Raw genomic sequence first — 15917 nt, forward strand, 5'->3', positions numbered from 1 at the left:
GTTAATTCCTAGGATCCGCATAACGAAATAAAATTTGATAAATACTTTTTCGATCAATAACGATATCTGCTACAACCTTCAAACCTGGAAATAATTGAAATTCTTTTCCATCTTGGTTTAAATCTTGAGTTCCTAAAATCAAAATCACAGAAAAAGAATCCTTTTCCTTGGTATTGGGAATAATTTGAGAAACGGTTCCTTCCACCACACCGAAATCATTTTGATGAAAGGCTTTCACTTTAATCACAGAAGATAAACCGATGCGAACAGCACCTATATCTTTACTACTTACTTCCACAATCGCTTCTAACGGTTGGCCTTCTTCCATTAAGGAAGCAACAGTCTGGCCTCGGATGATATTTTGTCCTACGTTATTGACTGAAAGTTCACCGATAATACCAGAGAATGGCATTCGAATGACAGCATTGGCAACCCGTTCTCTTTTTAACTTCGTATCCCCTCTAAGACTCGAAATAATATTTTCTTCTCTTTGAATTTCGTCCTTTAAATTTCCAAACTCTTCATTAAACTCTAATAAACTTTGATCATAAATGAATTTTGCTCCGACGCCATTTTGAAAATCCATAAAAGCTTTTTTTAAACTTACAAATTTATTTAATACTCCACCTGAAAGCGCCGAACCAGAATTATTCTCTAAATTATAAGCTAAGTTTTTTAAAATTTTCTCTGCTTCTCTTTTATTTCGAATCAATCTTTGTAATTTTTTTTCTTCATAATCCAAGTTATTTGTATCTTTTGATAATTCGATTTGTTGTTCAGAAAATTCTAACTCCATAATGGGATCTCCTTTTTTAAGGAAGTCACCAGATTTCACATATAAATTTGTTAATGTTCCTGTTTCCAAAGCTTCCACCATATGGTAGTTACCTTTAGGTCTAATGGAACCAGTTGCTTGCACCACAACATCTACTCTGCCAAAAACCAAAAACAATACAAAACAAACAAAGAATGTGGAGATAAGATAAATTCCTTTACGTTCCCAATTGGGAGCCGGATGTTTCAATAACTCATCATAATAAGAGGCCGAATGCCTTGATTCCCAATTTGAATCTGTTTCTTTTATATTTTTGAATTTTTTAAACATCTTTATCCCCTTCACTTAATGTTGGGAACAAATGGTAATAGAAACCTTTTGTTGTGATCAACTCTGCATGAGTTCCCATTTCTACAATTCTACCTTCATCAAGTACAATGATTTTATCTGCACTTACTGTACTATGGAGCCTATGAGAAATTTGAATGACTGTTCTATCTTGAAATACAGTTTCCCACTGGGATTGGATATGGGATTCTGTTTCAGAATCTAATGCAGAAGTTGGTTCATCTAAAAACAAAATACTTGGATTAGTTACTAATGCTCTAGCGATTGCCAACCTTTGTCGTTGCCCACCGGAAAGACCAATTCCCGATTCTCCAATTTTTGTTTCATATTTCATAGGAAATCTTTCCACAAAATGATCAACAGAAGCTAACTTAGCACCAGCTAACAGCGATTCCTTGTTCAGAGAAGGATTTTTTTTAGATAAGTTTTCCGCGATAGTTCCGGAAAATAGGATTGGATTTTGTTCTACAGCCCCAAACTGAATCCTTACTTCTTCAGGGTCTAAAGTAGAAAGGTCAAACGAGTCTACGAATACTTTCCCCTTACTGGGGGTGAGTGTTCCCATCATAATTCTCATTAGAGTAGATTTGCCACATCCACTCCTTCCCACAATGGCAATCTTTTCGCCAGCTTCTATTTCCAAATTGATATCGGAAAGTATAGCGGGACTTGTTTCAGAATAACGAAAACTAATATGATCTAAAGTAATTTTTCCAGTAAGTCTCGGTAACTCACCGAACGGACGTTGGCTGACAATTTCGCCTGGTAACGAATAAATCTCTGTTAATCGAGCTCGTGACTCTCGTAATTCACTTAAATCTTCATAAACATGGCATAGCCGAACAATTGGTTCCATCAAAAGAGAATATAAAGCTAAAAAGGCCAAAAAACTACCCAGTGACAATGACTCATTTAACACATCGCTTACACCGAATGTAATGACAGCAATAAGTCCAATCTGTTCAAAAAACTTACTCATAAGTTCCAAAACATGGACTCGTTTTCCAACTCTTAAGTTGGTAAGAATGGTTCTTGCAATTTCATTCAGACCCTTAGAAAGATAACGACTTTCCATTGCTGAAGATTTGATCAGTGGCATACCAGCAAAAAGAGAGAGAAAAAAAGATGTAGTTTTCTTTTTGGATTCAAAACTATGTTTTTGTAATTTTTTAATCTTTGCACTAGAGCGAACAACAAACAAAGAATAAACGATCAAAAATAAAAGCCCAACAAAGGTAAGACTGCTATCCAAACGAAATAAAATAAAAAGATAAATCGGTAAAGTCACTAAATCCAAAATTAGAAACAACCCTGATCTTTGGGTGATTTCCAGTATCCTTTGATTTTCTTTAAGTCTTTGAGTAAAGTCGCCAGTTTCAAATTTTCGAAATTCTGGTAAGGTTAGATTTAATATATGTTGGAAAAATCGAACAAAATAATTATATTCCAAACTTTGCATAAGACCGATAGCAATTAGATTTCGAAATAGAGAAAACAGTGTTTGGAAGAATATTGCAAGTGCAACTCCCAACACTATTGTAAACAGGAAATTACGATCAGAAAATACTAAAACCTGGTCCACTACCTGGCGAATCAAATAAGGCAATGCAAGTGTCAAAAGAGCTGAAAATAAAGTAGCAACTAAGATCCAACGAATTTCACTTTTTTTCGGACTAAACAACATTCGTAGTTCTTTAAAAAAACTAATCAAACTTACGTCTGCTGACATGGCTGCCGGTGCTGGAGAAAACTGTAATACCACTCCATCCCAAATTGTTAAAAAATGAGATATAGAAAGTTCATAAACTCCTTTTATTGGATGAGAGATTAGAACTGCATCTAACTCCGGTTCATATAGATATAACAGACAAGGAACATTTTCATCATCAGTTATAAAAACAGGATTTTCCAATTCTGGGAGTTGTTCAGAAGATAAATGTTGTTGTTTTGTTAAAAAACCTAGTTTTTCCAGTTCAATTGCTAATTCAAAAATACCAGGTATAATATTTCTACTTAGCTCGTTTTTAATTCTAATTTTCCAATTTGTTGGAAGCGGTTTATCAAATACTCTTAATGCTAATTCGGAACAAACCAAACCAACTAAAGTATGTTGATCCGTAGTGACTTGTTCTATGTATACTTTCTTTGTTGTTTTTCTAAATTCGAAACGTTTCGAAACAAAAGGTCTTATAGTATTTTCTTCTTTTTCTTTTGCCTTGTATGTCGAATAACGAAGTAAACGCGACTGTACAATTTCTTCTAGTTTGTTTCCCTTTTCTACACCAATGACTTTTCGAAAAACGGCACCTGGTATTTTATATAAATCGGAATCTTCCGAAGCAACAGCACTCGCTAAACGTTTTTGCTGTTTGAAGATTGCAATTTCACCCAAAATATCTCCCGAACGCATAATCGAGATAATCTTTCTTGGATTTTCTGTTCGAATTTGGATTTTTCCCGATCGAACAATATAAGCAGCATCACCTTCTTCACCTTCGGCAAAGATAAACTCCCCTTGGTTGACTTTTACAAACTGAATGGATTTAAGAATGAGTTTGATTTCTTCCGGAGATAGTTCATCAAAAAAGCTAAGTTTACGAACGTAATGAAATTTTTCTTGTTCTTCTTCTCTATGTTTTGCTTTTTCCGCAATTGTTGGATGAGAATCAACTAACTTTAAAAAACGAGATCTGGGAAGTAAAAGTACGATAGAAGGTTCTAGTGCATAATAATCATGTTTGGATGGATTTTTTGTGAGTGTGATTCTTTCCCCAATGGATTCACCAACCTCGACAAAAGCATATCTACCTAAACTCAAGTCTTGTTTGTTTTGTTTCATTCCAAATCGACCAGTTAATACAAAATGAATGTATTCTGGCATTTGGTTGGCTTTGATTAATATTTGTCCTAACCGAACAAAACGTACCTCAATGTATTGTAATAGGCTTTCCCTTTCCGCTTCTTCCAATTCCGCAAGTAAATAATTACTTCGAAATACAGTGCGGATTTTTTCAAGATTTCGCCTAACTTCAGATTGCATTTATTTTTCCGCTACCATCTGGATTCGAAGCCCGAAAAAGGCCAATTAAGAGAGAAATTCGTATCCATATGTATACTTTTAACATCGACGGAAATCGACGCAGTCCTGAGTAGATAAAGGTCCTCTGCCCAAAACTGAGTTTTAAATTGGAAAAAACTTAGTAATAAGAGTGGTATCGGGATCTAAAAAGAAAGGAGATTCTTTAGTGGGTTTCCGCAGAGTTTTTTTTAGCTTCCGAGAAGTCAATCGGCCATCCCCCAAAAGCACAATGACCTTTGGGGAGAGTACAGAAATTGATAACCCGGAAGTATTTTAAGTAGACTGTTATGCTTTCGGATTTTCTAAAACGATTGCAATTCCTTGGCCACCACCAATACAAAGTGAGGCGACTCCGTATTTAACTCCTCGTCTTTGCATTTCTAATGCAAGAGTCAAAGTCACACGGTTACCAGACGCTCCGAGTGGATGCCCAATGGCAACAGCACCACCATTCACATTAGTAATTTTTGGATCGAGGCCCAGTTCTTTTTGAACGGCTAAGTACTGTGCAGCAAAGGCTTCATTAATTTCAAAAAGACCAATGTCCTTCAAACTAAGTCCAGCTTTTTGTAAGGCAGCAGGAATCGCAACTGCAGGACCAATTCCCATTTTTGCAGGATCACAACCAGCATGTCCCCATGATTTTACAATAGCCAAAGGTTCTTTTCCTAACTTCTTTGCTTGGGAAGCAGAAGCCACAATCAATGCAGATGCACCATCATTAATTCCGGAGGCATTTCCGGCTGTGACAGTTCCATCTTTTTTGAATGCAGGTTTTAAGTTAGCTAGTTTTGTAGCACCCGCTTTTCCTTTGATGAATTCATCTTTATCAAATACAATAGGATTTTTTCCACTAATCGTAATGGCATGAATCTCATCTTTTAAGATTCCTTTGTTTGTTGCTTCTTCGGCTCTTTCTTGTGAAGTCGCAGCCCAAAGGTCTTGTTCTTCTCTAGAAATTTTATATTGGTCGCTTAAATTTTCAGCCGTCATTCCCATAGGAAGTTCCACATAGATATCTGTTAAACCTGTTGCTAATGAATCTTCAAATTCAGAATTTCCATAACGAACACCAAATCTTGCGTTTCTTACCACATAAGGCGCGTTACTCATCGATTCTACACCACCAGCAAGAACTGTATGTGCTTCCCCCAACATAATTTTTTTTGCAGCTTGGATGACAGCTTCCATTCCAGAACCACAAAGCCTATTGAGTGTGAGTGCGGGACTCGCAATCGGGACTCCTGACTTCAAACCAATATGTCGTGCTAAATAGATTCCGTCTTTACCTGTGGGGATTACGTTTCCAAAAATACTTTCTTCAATGAGAGATGGATCCACACCCGTTTTCTGAAGTGCTGCTTTGGAGACTTCTACTCCAAGGTCTACGGCACTCATATCTTTGAGAGTTCCGCCAAAACTACCGAATGCGGTTCTTAGTCCGCCCAATATATAAACTTGTTCCATAGATACCAGAAATGGCCAAATTTAGTCACCTGTCAGCTAAGAATTGAAATTTCACTTGAAAGGGAATCGAAGATGGATAGACTTCCTGCATGAATCGAGAACCCATGTTCGGCCTGGAAACCGGCTTTTTATCCAAACAAACCGCAGGGCTCATTCGCGGAATCCTCCAAAAACGTTATTCCATTGGCAACTCCGCTGTTCCTTTGTTTTCCTCACCCTCCCCTCTTTATCCTGGTTTGGAGCTGATCTCAAACGAAGGAAACCATCCCATCCAAAAACGATTGGTGGTCGGTAGCATACGTATGGGATATGGCCACCACCGCATGGCACTCTCCGTATATTCTCATTCTTTAAAAAAACAAATTCCCACGTACTTACATGACCTTCTAGCCATTAAGTCTCCAGAAGCCACAGCTATCGCAGACATTGATTCTGGTTATAGTTATTTTTCTAGACTCAGTGCCGAGATTGGTGGACCAGTAGAATGGCTCTGGGGACAACTTATGTCCCAAGGAAATCTAACCTCTTTAGAACTTTCTTGCCAATTGGCAGAACTTTACAAGGGACTGATGAAGGGAATTCCTAACGACGGACCCATCATCACCACATATCCGTTAAATGGTCAAATCGCGGTGGCATCTGGATTTCAAAAAACAATCCATCTAATCTGCGATAACCATCCACAGTATTATTTACTTGTGCCAGGTGCACTAAACTTAGTCCAAACTCCTTCGGCTTATACAAAATTTATACAAATGGGTGTTCCAAAAGAAAACCTAGCTGTTGGCGGACATTGGGTTTCCGAAGATGTTGTATCAAATGCAGTGACTGATAGCGAAAATCGCGTTCGTAGAATTGATTCCAAAAAATGTAGAAGGTTTCTCATTCCTATTGGGGGAGCTGGGGCACAAAAAGGTTATGTACTTGATTTAATACGATTGAGTAAACACCATTTGCAAAATAAAAAAGCAGTGTTTTGGATCAACACAGGAGACCATACCAAAGTTTTAAAATCCATTGAAGAGTTTCTCATTGTCCAAAAAATTCCTTATTTATCCATCAACACTTGGGACGATTTGATTCATTTTATGGAACGTCACCCGTTACGTTCCGAAGATAATGAAAACAATCCACCTGTTGTTTTGTTTCATTTCCCCTCGCACACGGAAGCATTTTCAGCAACCGATAAACTGATCCGTATTACAGATGTTTTAGTAACAAAACCATCGGAGCTTGCCTTTTATCCGGTTCCCAAACTTTTTATTCGGAGAGTGGGAGATCATGAAGCCGCATCGGTCCTTCGTTCCTTAGAATTGGGGGAAGGTACTGTGGAATGTAGAGAAGCAATCCACGCCAAAGAACTCATCCATATATTCACAGAATCAGAAGATTTGTTACTTCGTATGAATGAATCCGTAATTAGAAATACAATCGAGGGAGTTTATAACGGTAGTAAGGCGGCCGTGGAAATGTCGGCCGCAAACTAACAAGTCAGTGATTTTTTTAAGTAGAAAACCTTTTTTCTAATTCTTGTCTGGTAGATTCCCATATGGCGGCAATTTTTTTTCCCTCTTCTACCGAGGCGTCAATTTCACCTGCCTTTGCAAAACCTTCCGCCTTGATCACCACATCCGAAAGAGCTGCTAAACCAAAATTCGCAGCCACACCTTTGATTTGGTGTAATTCTGCCTGCAAATCCTTTGGCTCTTTGGAAACCAAAAGACGGCCCAAATTTTCGATCCGAGTTGCCATGTTTTCCAAAAGAGAGGTGATCATCTCTTTTAACCAGGCCTGGTCCTCTGGATCGTTCATATCCACTAAAGATTCTATACGAGACCAATCTATAAGCAAGTTACACCACCCTACCAAAAGTAAACAGACTAAGAAAAGCGTGTAAATTACATTTTAAAAAATCATTTGCAGGTCGTCGGAATCGGTTTTTTTTGTAAAACACTATGAAAATTCACCCCACTGCCATCATCGATCCGAAGGCGGAACTCCATGAGTCCGTAGAAGTAGGACCGTTTTGTATCATTGAGAAAGATGTCAAAATCGGCGAAGGAACCGTAATTGAATCCCATGTAAAGATCCTATCGGGTACTCGAATGGGAAAGTTCAACAAACTGTCTTCCGGGGGTAGTTACGGCGGATTGCCGCAAGATTTAGCCTTCAAACCGGAAACTAAAACCTATTTAGAAATTGGTGACCACAACCACATGCGTGAAAACGTCATCTTCCACCGAGGAACCGTAGAAGGAAAAGCTACAACGATCGGAAGCCATAACTATCTTATGGGAAATGTGCATATTGCTCACGATGTGATTGTGGGCGATCATAACATTATGGTCCAAAATACGATGCTTGCGGGTCATGTTGTCATAGGTGATAAAGTTTTTATCTCGGGCTCTGTTGGAGTCCACCAATTCGTACGAGTTGCTGATTATGCGATGTTAGCTGGTCTTACCAAAGTAGTAAAAGATGTCCCTCCTTATGCTACAGTGGACGGACATCCAGGTGCAGTTGTTAGTTTGAATGTAGTAGGTATGAAACGTGCAGGAATTTCTGCGGATGTTCGTTTGGCAATCAAACGGGTGTATAAAATCATCTACCACAGTGGACTTAACACCAAACAAGCACTTGTCGAATTAAAAAAAGATCCAAACCCTGCTCCTGAAGTTCAAAAAATCATCGAATTCTTTGAATCTAGTAAACGCGGAGTTGTAGATCATCGTTTTGTCTCAGGTGGATCTGACGAAGAATGAGAGTTCTCGTTACCGGGGGAGCCGGTTACATCGGAAGCCATATTGTTTTAGAACTAATGGAACTGGGACATGAGATCCTAGTTGTTGATGATATGGAAAAAGGAAACGAAGCCAATTTGTTTCCTGGAAATGAATTCATCAAAGGCGAAATCCAAAACCCAGAAATTTTGGAACAGGCATTTGCCAAAAAAATAGATGCAGTTTTTCACTTTGCTGCTTGGAAGGCCGCTGGGGAATCCATGACGGATCCACTTAAGTATACAATGAACAACTTAAATGGAACCTTTACTTTATTAAATGCACTCATTCAGTATGGTTGTCAGTACATTGTTTTTTCTTCCTCGGCCGCAGTCTATGGAGCACCGAAATATCTCCCTATCGATGAAAACCATCCTTTACAACCAGAGAACTACTACGGATATACAAAACTTTGTATTGAAGAAAACCTCGAATGGTTTGATAAACTAAAAGGATTAAAATCAGCAAGATTACGTTACTTCAATGCAGCGGGTTATGATCCCAAAGGTCGCATCAAAGGAATCGAAAAAACTCCTGCCAATTTACTACCCATCATTATGGAAGCTGCTGCGGGAATACGAAATGGATACGAAATTTTTGGAACCGATTACGAAACAAAAGATGGAACTTGTGTTCGTGACTACATCCATGTTTCGGACTTAGCCAAGGCCCATGTCTTAGCTCTAGATTACATTATGTCGAAAAACGCAAGTTTGACAGTAAATTTAGGATCTGAAGCCGGATACTCTGTGAAAGAAATGGCGGACTTATCTGAAAAAGTGGTAGGAAAAAACATTCCTCACAAAACAGGCCCAAGGCGAGCAGGGGATCCAGCCAAGTTACTTGCCTCTTCCGCAAAAGCCAGAGAACTCCTAAATTGGAAACCAATTTATAGTGACGCAGAGACATTATTATCTAGTATGTGGAATTTGTATAAAACCCTATAAAGAAGGGTTTTGAATCTTTTCACATTCCGGGTTTATGGAACGAACATAGTCCAAAGCCCGGTCGCCGAGTACTTCCGCTCCGAGAAAACTTCCAACCAATTGAATCTCACCTGATGTATATCCCTTGATCCATTCTTTAGTGAGTTGGTTCGAAATAGGAGCATAAGACCAGTGCCACTTTTCTTCCTGGTATCCTTTGTTGTTTCTTGTCGACAAACTGTTGTAAGATTGGCAAAACCCATACTTATAAGCATTTTGTTTCAACCAATCGTAAAGGATTTTCCCCTTTCCCTTTTCTTCAAAATAGGCATTGTCAAGAGCATTGATATCAAAATCAGTTCCCCAATGGTGGCGCGAAGTTCCGGGAGCACTGGAGAATTCTAAAATCAAACTAGTGATTTCTTCCGGTGATTTCCCTTTGATGGGAACACGCATTGTTTTTTTACCGGTGAATTTAGATTCCCAAATTCCTTTTTGGTGACTAAAGTTACGAAAGGAAGAAACTAAAAAGATATGTTGTTTGTAAGTCGGTGGTTTTGAATCTTCAAAATCATTTACCATTTGGTGGAGAGCCTTTTTTACATCGGGTCTAAGGAAATGATCTTTTCCATTTTCCTCCAAGATAACAGGCGCTAATGGTCCAGGGGAGTTAAATTTTCCCGTTAAATAGGATGTTTTATCTAGGCCTAAATATAAATCTGTTGGAGATGTTTTTAGCGGTTTTTCCCCGCAAACTAAAAATAAAGAAACGAATAATAGTGTTATGTATTGATTGCGAAACATAGATAGGTTCATTAAAAATTTTCAGATTAATTCGCAAATAAAAATTTGCCTTCACTGAATCTTGTACTCAATTCAGCCAGTTCCGTTGGATCATCCAAAGGAAAGGAAGAAGCATCTTCTTTGGCTTCATCAAGTAAATTCCGGTCCGAAACCAAATCGGCAATTTTAAATTCTGGAAGCCCACTTTGTTTGACTCCCAGAAGTTCCCCCGGTCCCCGAATGGCCAAATCCTTTTCTGCTAAATAGTATCCATCATTGGAACTAACAAGAGCCTCCAAACGATCTTTTCCTTCATCACTAATAAAATCACCCGTCATTAAAATACAAAAACTTTCAATATCACTTCTTCCTACACGACCACGTAACTGGTGTAATTGGGAAATTCCAAAACGGTCTGCATGTTCCACTACTAAAATGGTAGCATTGGGAACATCCACGCCTACTTCCACCACAGTAGTAGTCACAAGGATTTGGATTTCTCCTGATTTGAATTTTTCCATCACCGATTCTTTTTCTGCACTCTTCATTTTACCATGTAACAAACCAATTTTTAATTCAGGAAATATATTGGTTTTTAAGTTTTCATAAGCCACAGTGCAAGATTCCAAATCAACTTTTTCCGATTCTTCTACAAGCGGATATACAATATAACACTGTCTTCCCGATCCCACATATTTACGAATGGAATTATAAACACCGGCCCTTCTGTCTTCTTTATACCATCTTGTATCGATGGGTTTACGCCCTTTGGGTTTTGTTTTGATATTTACTAATGTTAAATCTCCATACAAAGTAAGACAAAGTGTCCGCGGAATCGGTGTAGCCGTCATTGCCAAGATATCAGGATTTTTTCCCTTAGAACGAATGGTTTCTCTTTGGTCCACACCAAACTTATGTTGTTCATCAATCACAACAAGCCCCAGGTCGGAAAAAACCACATCTTCTTGTAATAGGGAATGTGTTCCAATGATGATATTGGATTCTCCCATTTTGATCCTTGTCAGTTTCTCTAATCGAGTTTTTTTATTTTCGCCGCCTAAAAGAAGTTCAATGCCAAGGAAAGGCATATTGCCCATAAATTTATAAATGGTTTGGTAGTGTTGGCGTGCTAAAATTTCTGTCGGTGCCAAAAACGCCACTTGGATATGGTTATCAATATAATGGAGAGCAATGAGAAGGGCTGTGATGGTTTTTCCAGACCCTACGTCCCCTTGTAAAAGAAATGCGGAAGGAGAATCAGACTTGGTTTGGGAAAGAATCGTATTAACTGCAACTTTTTGATCTTCAGTCAATTCGAAGGGAAGGTTCTTTTCTAAATTTTCCCGGGAAGGAGATTTCGGAAGTGGCCATAACAATCGTTTTATTTTTTGTCTTTCCCTTTGTTTGTACAATAGAAGACGTTGGAAATAAAAAAACTCTTCATAAGCAAATCGTTTTCGTGCAATTTGTACGGCTTCCATGGTTTCAGGAAAATGAATTTCATGAAATGCTTTGTCACGTTCAAGTAACGCCCGTTTTTTGACCAGTTTCTGGGGAAGGTTTTCAGGAATTTTTCCCCCTTCCAACACTTGGTGGATGAGTTTTCGTAGTCCTTTGGAATCAAGTCCCTCTTCTTTGAGAGCTTCCGTGGATGGATACAATGGAATGATACGACCTGCGTGGATGGAATCTTCCGGTTCCTCTTTGTCCGACAAAAATTCATATTCAGGGTGGAGGATTTGGTATCCTTTAAAGTAATCTAATTTTCCTGAAACCACAACCTTTCGATCTACTGTAAAAATTTTATGAAAAAAATTCACACCACGAAAAAAAACCAAATTGATTCGTTCGTTGTTTAAGGTTCGAAACCCAACAAGTAACCGACTCTTTTTTCCATGTACGATATAACTATCCGCAATGGTTCCAAGAAGAGTTACCGTATCCCCTTGTTTTAAAATAATGTCTTTTGTAAAATTACGATCTAAGTAACGCCTGGGAAAATAAGTAAGGAGTTCGAAAAAAGTAGTAACTCCATGATCCAAAAGTATGGACTTTCGTTTGGGGCCAATCCCTTTGAGTGCCGATAAACTTTCTGATAGATCCAAACCCTGTTTCATAGTTCATCCGTGGGCGCGGGTGGTCCAAATCCATTGTCTTTTATTTTTGTTGTTTCTGAAGAACCTATTGTTTTTTTTTCCGAATCCAAAATCAAATAACAATATTTACATCCATAAATCTGAGCCTGTTTTTTCCCTTCACTATTGGTATAAGTAGAAATCGCTGCATATAAAAATTCATCTTTGCGCAAAACTGTCCCACAAACAGGGCATAGGCGAATCTGTGGTAAATTCGGATCTTTTTGTTTTCCATAGACCTTTCTTGGATCTCCGACTCTTAAAGAACCTTCTTTTGCGAGCCGTTCTTTTTCTTTTTTATCTAAACTTTGGTTGTCAACGGCAGAGAGGGCATATAAAAAAAAGGCGGCTGTGAATAAAACCCCGCATATCGTGAGAAAGGTGACCATTCAATTGCCTCGAATGTAATCTTCAGAACTCACTGTGGAGATAGGATTTTGTGATATTAATTTCGGATATTTTTCTGTGCAATCCACTTCAATCAGTGTATGCCAATCTTCTCCTCGCAATTGACAAAGATTGGACTGGACTACGTTTTTTCCTTCCATAATGATTTCCGCATAATACCCACCCTCTTGGAATCCATGTAAGGAATCCACAGCACCAAAGTTAGATGGGTTGATAAAGACCGTATTTCTTGTTTTTTTGATCCCTTGGTCTTCATGTACATGGCCGGAAACAACAAGAGAAGGAGATTCATCATCTAAGTACCTTCGAATCCCTTGGCTTCCACATTTGCCCACACCAGGAATGGTATCAAAATATCCATAAGCTGGATTGTGAATCCAACAAATATCGGGTAGTTCTTCGCGGAAAAAATCTTCCGGTTCGCTATAATTTTTACCATTCTTTGTGTATTCGTGAAAGACTACGGTGAGTTTTTCAGGAATCCCTGAGGTCCAAATGGGAGCACCACCGTAACCAGAAACTTTTAGATTTCCAAATTCAAAACTTTTACGATGTACTTCGCGTTGGTAAAGTTCTGTGTATTGTAAATCCAAATCATAATTTCCCGGCAAACAATACACAGGCGACTTTGCATATTTAAGAATTAGTTTTTCGATGATTTCGTATTTTTCTTTCATCGTTTTGGCTGCGAGTTTGTACAAATCTCTATACTTTTGAGATTTTTCCACAATGGCTGTGGAATATTTTTCAGGAAACCGAATGGCATGAGTGGTAAAATCAAAAGGAGTGGAATCATCCTTTCTTTCTGTTAACAAATAATATAATTCTTCTTGGACTCCGCAAAAATCAATAATACGATCAAAGGAAAAAAATGCCTTATAAATAATATCTCCAGAAAACAGATACAAATCTGCTTCTGTAGTTTGCAGAATTCGTTTTAAACCATGAAGTCCGTCATGGATATCTGTAAGATAAATAATTTTCATTTATTCATTTTCCCAAAGTAACATCTGAATATCACGATCTTCTTCAATATAATCTATCTTTAAATATTCAGGGCCAAAAAAATCCACAAGTGGTTTTAAGATGGTAGAAGATCTTACAAAGATATAAAGTTCGTTATTATCTCCAATGATGTATTGGATTTCAATTTTTCCTGCAATGGAAGGAACTAGATTTAAAAAGTAATTTAAATCGAATAAAATTTCCCATTGTAAACCAGTAAGGGAGAGCAGATGCGGTGCCGCATAAAGGATAGATTCAAATACTTTTTTTTTGTGAAAAGGATCCACTTTACCAAACCACCTAACAAAGTCAAAACGCCTTGGTTTTGTATCCCAAACTCGGTAACCTACAATTTTCAAACGAGCTTTGTTGTCTTTTACAGAAACTGGTTTCAGACGGACTCGGTAACGAATAGATTCCACTTTTAAAAAACGTGCAATCCAGAGCCAACCCATCCGGTAAACTCCTGTCATAATGACTTCACCCTTGGCAGAAGAGACTTCTAAACTCTCTAAATCGGGATCCCCTGCAATGATCTCAGTCGATATGACCTTTCGTAAGCTACCCAAAAGCAAGGTAACTTTATAATTACTCTTTGGGACCACTTTTGGTGGCAAAAAGAGATTGAGTGGATTGAAACGGAGAAGATCCGTCAAAAGCATATTTTAATTTTATTTTCTATTGCCTTTTTGGAAAGCAGATTTAGAATACAGAACTCATGAAGATTGGTATCATTGGCGCCGGAAGTTTTGGCACTGCACTAGGCAGTATTTTAGCGGACAAGGGTTATGACGTTACCCTTTGGACCAGAAGTGAGGATCAAGCAAGATCCATCAATGAAAACCATATGAATACTAAACATATGCCGGATTTGGTGCTTCCAGATAAGCTGAAAGCAGATACCAACCTCATCCACGTTGTTAAAGACAAGGATATGATTGTTTCGGCTCCTCCAAGCCATGCCCTTTCGGGAATTTTGAAAGAAATCAAAGACCATATCCCACCCAAAGTGCCCATTGTTTCCGCCTCCAAAGGGATCGAAAACGAAAGCCTAAGACTTGTATCCGAAATCTTTGAGTCGGAACTTCCTGGACAATTCCATTCACAACTTTCTTATCTTTCTGGCCCCAGTTTTGCCAAAGAAATGGTCAAACGAGTTCCAACGATTGTGTCCATCGCATCTAAAAACGAAGCCACCGCCAAACGTGTGCAAGAGATTTTCAGTTTCACTTACTTTCGAACCTATTGGACTCCCGATGTGGTTGGTGTGGAAGTGGGCGGTGCTTTAAAGAATGTCATCGCAATTGCCGCTGGTGTTGCCGATGGACTCGGGTTTGGTCAAAATACGAGAGCTGCTCTCATCACACGCGGGTTAAACGAGATCACACGCATGGGAATCAAGATGGGTGCAGATCCAATGACTTTCCTTGGGCCTTCGGGAATGGGAGATTTAGTTCTTACCTGTTGTGGGGAAGCATCAAGGAACAGAACAGTTGGTTTTCGTTTGGGTAAAGGCGAAAAATTAAAAGAAATTTTAGCTTCGATGAATGAGGTTGCAGAAGGAGTCAAAACGACTCTTTCTACAAAAAATCTTTCTGACAAACTGGGTGTGGAGATGGCCATCACTCAAGAAGTTTATCGAATGTTATACGAAGATAAAGACCCAAAAGAAGTTGTCAAAGCTCTTATGGGCCGAGATTTAAAACGCGAAGGTGTTTAAACTAAACGAACCAAAAGAACGATATAGGCTACAATTTGTATCATATAAAATGTAAATCGGACGTTCACTGCTAAAACACTTGTGGAAGTTAAATGAGTGAGGGATTGTAAAACCCTTGCTCCCAAAATCACAACTCCTGCTTGGTTCACAAAACTATCAATCATCCCAAAACTAGAAGTTAAAAAAACCACTGTCAAAAAGATGGGAAGGTTTTCCAAACTATTGATATGAGCACGGTTGAGTCTCCAATTGAAATCCGATCCGTGTTGGATCCCTGCAGGGAACTCATTTGATTTTTTTTTGCCGAGTAACACCTGTATACTTCTAAATGAAGTCAAAAACACACCAAGTCCTAATGTCCATAGTGCAAAACCAATCAGTGTAAAATAAATCGTTTCCACAAATCCTCCTTTTGTACCGGACCAAATTAGATTGGTCTCATAAGATACAGGTGGAGATTCTAAATGACTCTAGTTCATTTGTAAAGTAAT

Annotated in this window: 14 protein-coding genes; 4 read left to right on the forward strand and 10 right to left on the reverse strand. The window is 38.5% G+C overall.

Features of this window, described 5'->3' with window-relative positions; all coding sequences use genetic code 11:
* Position 1: 1 nt before the first annotated feature.
* From JWG40_RS05030 to JWG40_RS05040, 3 genes are all read right to left on the reverse strand, one after another.
* Entirely contained in the window at positions 2-1105 is a 1104-nt protein-coding gene (locus JWG40_RS05030) for a beta-barrel domain-containing protein (protein WP_205284768.1), read from the reverse strand.
* Positions 1098-4163, reverse strand: coding sequence for a peptidase domain-containing ABC transporter (locus JWG40_RS05035; protein ID WP_205284769.1), 3066 nt, complete (start codon positions 4161-4163; stop codon positions 1098-1100). Before JWG40_RS05035 ends, JWG40_RS05030 begins: the two co-directional genes overlap by 8 nt.
* Positions 4164-4487: 324 nt before the next feature.
* On the reverse strand, positions 4488-5669 hold the full coding sequence (locus JWG40_RS05040; protein ID WP_205284770.1) for an acetyl-CoA C-acetyltransferase: 1182 nt from the start codon (positions 5667-5669) through the stop codon (positions 4488-4490).
* 89 nt (positions 5670-5758) lie between these two features.
* Here JWG40_RS05040 and JWG40_RS05045 point away from each other — a divergent pair, with 89 nt between their 5' ends.
* Positions 5759-7156, forward strand: coding sequence for a DUF6938 domain-containing protein (locus JWG40_RS05045; RefSeq protein WP_205284771.1), 1398 nt, complete (start codon positions 5759-5761; stop codon positions 7154-7156).
* Positions 7157-7172: 16 nt separating this feature from the next.
* Here JWG40_RS05045 and JWG40_RS05050 read toward each other — a convergent pair whose 3' ends face one another.
* Complete coding sequence (locus JWG40_RS05050) at positions 7173-7481, reverse strand: Hpt domain-containing protein (RefSeq protein ID WP_205284772.1); 309 nt, start codon at positions 7479-7481, stop codon at positions 7173-7175.
* Between the two features lie 143 nt (positions 7482-7624).
* Here JWG40_RS05050 and lpxA point away from each other — a divergent pair, with 143 nt between their 5' ends.
* Both lpxA and galE read left to right on the forward strand, forming a co-directional pair.
* A complete protein-coding gene (gene lpxA, locus JWG40_RS05055) occupies positions 7625-8431 on the forward strand; it encodes an acyl-ACP--UDP-N-acetylglucosamine O-acyltransferase (RefSeq protein WP_205284773.1) in 807 nt (268 codons plus the stop codon).
* Positions 8428-9396, forward strand: a complete 969-nt coding sequence (gene galE, locus JWG40_RS05060) for a UDP-glucose 4-epimerase GalE (RefSeq protein ID WP_205284774.1) — start codon at positions 8428-8430, stop codon at positions 9394-9396. Before lpxA ends, galE begins: the two co-directional genes overlap by 4 nt.
* Here the strand turns inward: galE and JWG40_RS05065 are convergent.
* From JWG40_RS05065 to JWG40_RS05085, 5 genes are read right to left on the reverse strand one after another with little or no spacing between them, the layout of a single operon-like run.
* Positions 9391-10191, reverse strand: coding sequence for a M15 family metallopeptidase (locus JWG40_RS05065; protein WP_232369183.1), 801 nt, complete (start codon positions 10189-10191; stop codon positions 9391-9393). The two genes, galE and JWG40_RS05065, sit on opposite strands and share 6 nt — an antisense overlap.
* Before the next feature lie 14 nt (positions 10192-10205).
* Complete coding sequence (gene recG, locus JWG40_RS05070) at positions 10206-12275, reverse strand: ATP-dependent DNA helicase RecG (RefSeq protein WP_205284775.1); 2070 nt, start codon at positions 12273-12275, stop codon at positions 10206-10208.
* Positions 12272-12682, reverse strand: coding sequence for a hypothetical protein (locus JWG40_RS05075; RefSeq protein WP_205284776.1), 411 nt, complete (start codon positions 12680-12682; stop codon positions 12272-12274). Before JWG40_RS05075 ends, recG begins: the two co-directional genes overlap by 4 nt.
* Positions 12683-13687, reverse strand: a complete 1005-nt coding sequence (locus JWG40_RS05080; protein ID WP_205284777.1) for a metallophosphoesterase family protein — start codon at positions 13685-13687, stop codon at positions 12683-12685.
* Positions 13688-14368 (reverse strand): hypothetical protein, encoded by a 681-nt coding sequence (locus JWG40_RS05085; protein WP_205284778.1) that lies wholly within the window; start codon positions 14366-14368, stop codon positions 13688-13690.
* Positions 14369-14424: 56 nt separating this feature from the next.
* Here JWG40_RS05085 and JWG40_RS05090 point away from each other — a divergent pair, with 56 nt between their 5' ends.
* Positions 14425-15426: an NAD(P)H-dependent glycerol-3-phosphate dehydrogenase gene (locus JWG40_RS05090; protein WP_205284779.1), complete on the forward strand. Its 1002-nt coding sequence runs from the start codon at positions 14425-14427 to the stop codon at positions 15424-15426.
* On the opposite strand, the gene JWG40_RS05095 is transcribed toward JWG40_RS05090, so the two are convergent.
* Positions 15423-15827 carry an MAPEG family protein gene (locus JWG40_RS05095; protein ID WP_205284780.1) on the reverse strand — a complete coding sequence of 135 codons (405 nt, stop codon included), beginning with the start codon at positions 15825-15827 and terminating at the stop codon, positions 15423-15425. The genes JWG40_RS05090 and JWG40_RS05095 overlap by 4 nt on opposite strands.
* Between the last annotated feature and the right edge of the window lie 90 nt (positions 15828-15917).

Origin of the sequence: Leptospira abararensis (assembly GCF_016918735.1) — a bacterium.
Taxonomy (GTDB): Bacteria; Spirochaetota; Leptospiria; order Leptospirales; family Leptospiraceae; genus Leptospira_A; species Leptospira_A abararensis.

What these genes read in the sequence shown, in the direction of transcription:
- JWG40_RS05045 (WP_205284771.1), top strand. Translation starts at nt 5,759, where the DNA reads ATGAATCGAGAACCCATGTTCGGCCTGGAAACCGGCTTTTTATCCAAA.
- JWG40_RS05085 (WP_205284778.1), bottom strand. Translation starts at nt 14,368, where the DNA reads ATGCTTTTGACGGATCTTCTCCGTTTCAATCCACTCAATCTCTTTTTG.
- lpxA (WP_205284773.1), top strand. Translation starts at nt 7,625, where the DNA reads ATGAAAATTCACCCCACTGCCATCATCGATCCGAAGGCGGAACTCCAT.
- JWG40_RS05075 (WP_205284776.1), bottom strand. Translation starts at nt 12,682, where the DNA reads ATGGTCACCTTTCTCACGATATGCGGGGTTTTATTCACAGCCGCCTTT.
- galE (WP_205284774.1), top strand. Translation starts at nt 8,428, where the DNA reads ATGAGAGTTCTCGTTACCGGGGGAGCCGGTTACATCGGAAGCCATATT.
- JWG40_RS05090 (WP_205284779.1), top strand. Translation starts at nt 14,425, where the DNA reads ATGAAGATTGGTATCATTGGCGCCGGAAGTTTTGGCACTGCACTAGGC.
- JWG40_RS05040 (WP_205284770.1), bottom strand. Translation starts at nt 5,669, where the DNA reads ATGGAACAAGTTTATATATTGGGCGGACTAAGAACCGCATTCGGTAGT.
- JWG40_RS05030 (WP_205284768.1), bottom strand. Translation starts at nt 1,105, where the DNA reads ATGTTTAAAAAATTCAAAAATATAAAAGAAACAGATTCAAATTGGGAA.
- JWG40_RS05035 (WP_205284769.1), bottom strand. Translation starts at nt 4,163, where the DNA reads ATGCAATCTGAAGTTAGGCGAAATCTTGAAAAAATCCGCACTGTATTT.
- JWG40_RS05080 (WP_205284777.1), bottom strand. Translation starts at nt 13,687, where the DNA reads ATGAAAATTATTTATCTTACAGATATCCATGACGGACTTCATGGTTTA.
- JWG40_RS05065 (WP_232369183.1), bottom strand. Translation starts at nt 10,191, where the DNA reads ATGAACCTATCTATGTTTCGCAATCAATACATAACACTATTATTCGTT.
- JWG40_RS05050 (WP_205284772.1), bottom strand. Translation starts at nt 7,481, where the DNA reads ATGAACGATCCAGAGGACCAGGCCTGGTTAAAAGAGATGATCACCTCT.
- recG (WP_205284775.1), bottom strand. Translation starts at nt 12,275, where the DNA reads ATGAAACAGGGTTTGGATCTATCAGAAAGTTTATCGGCACTCAAAGGG.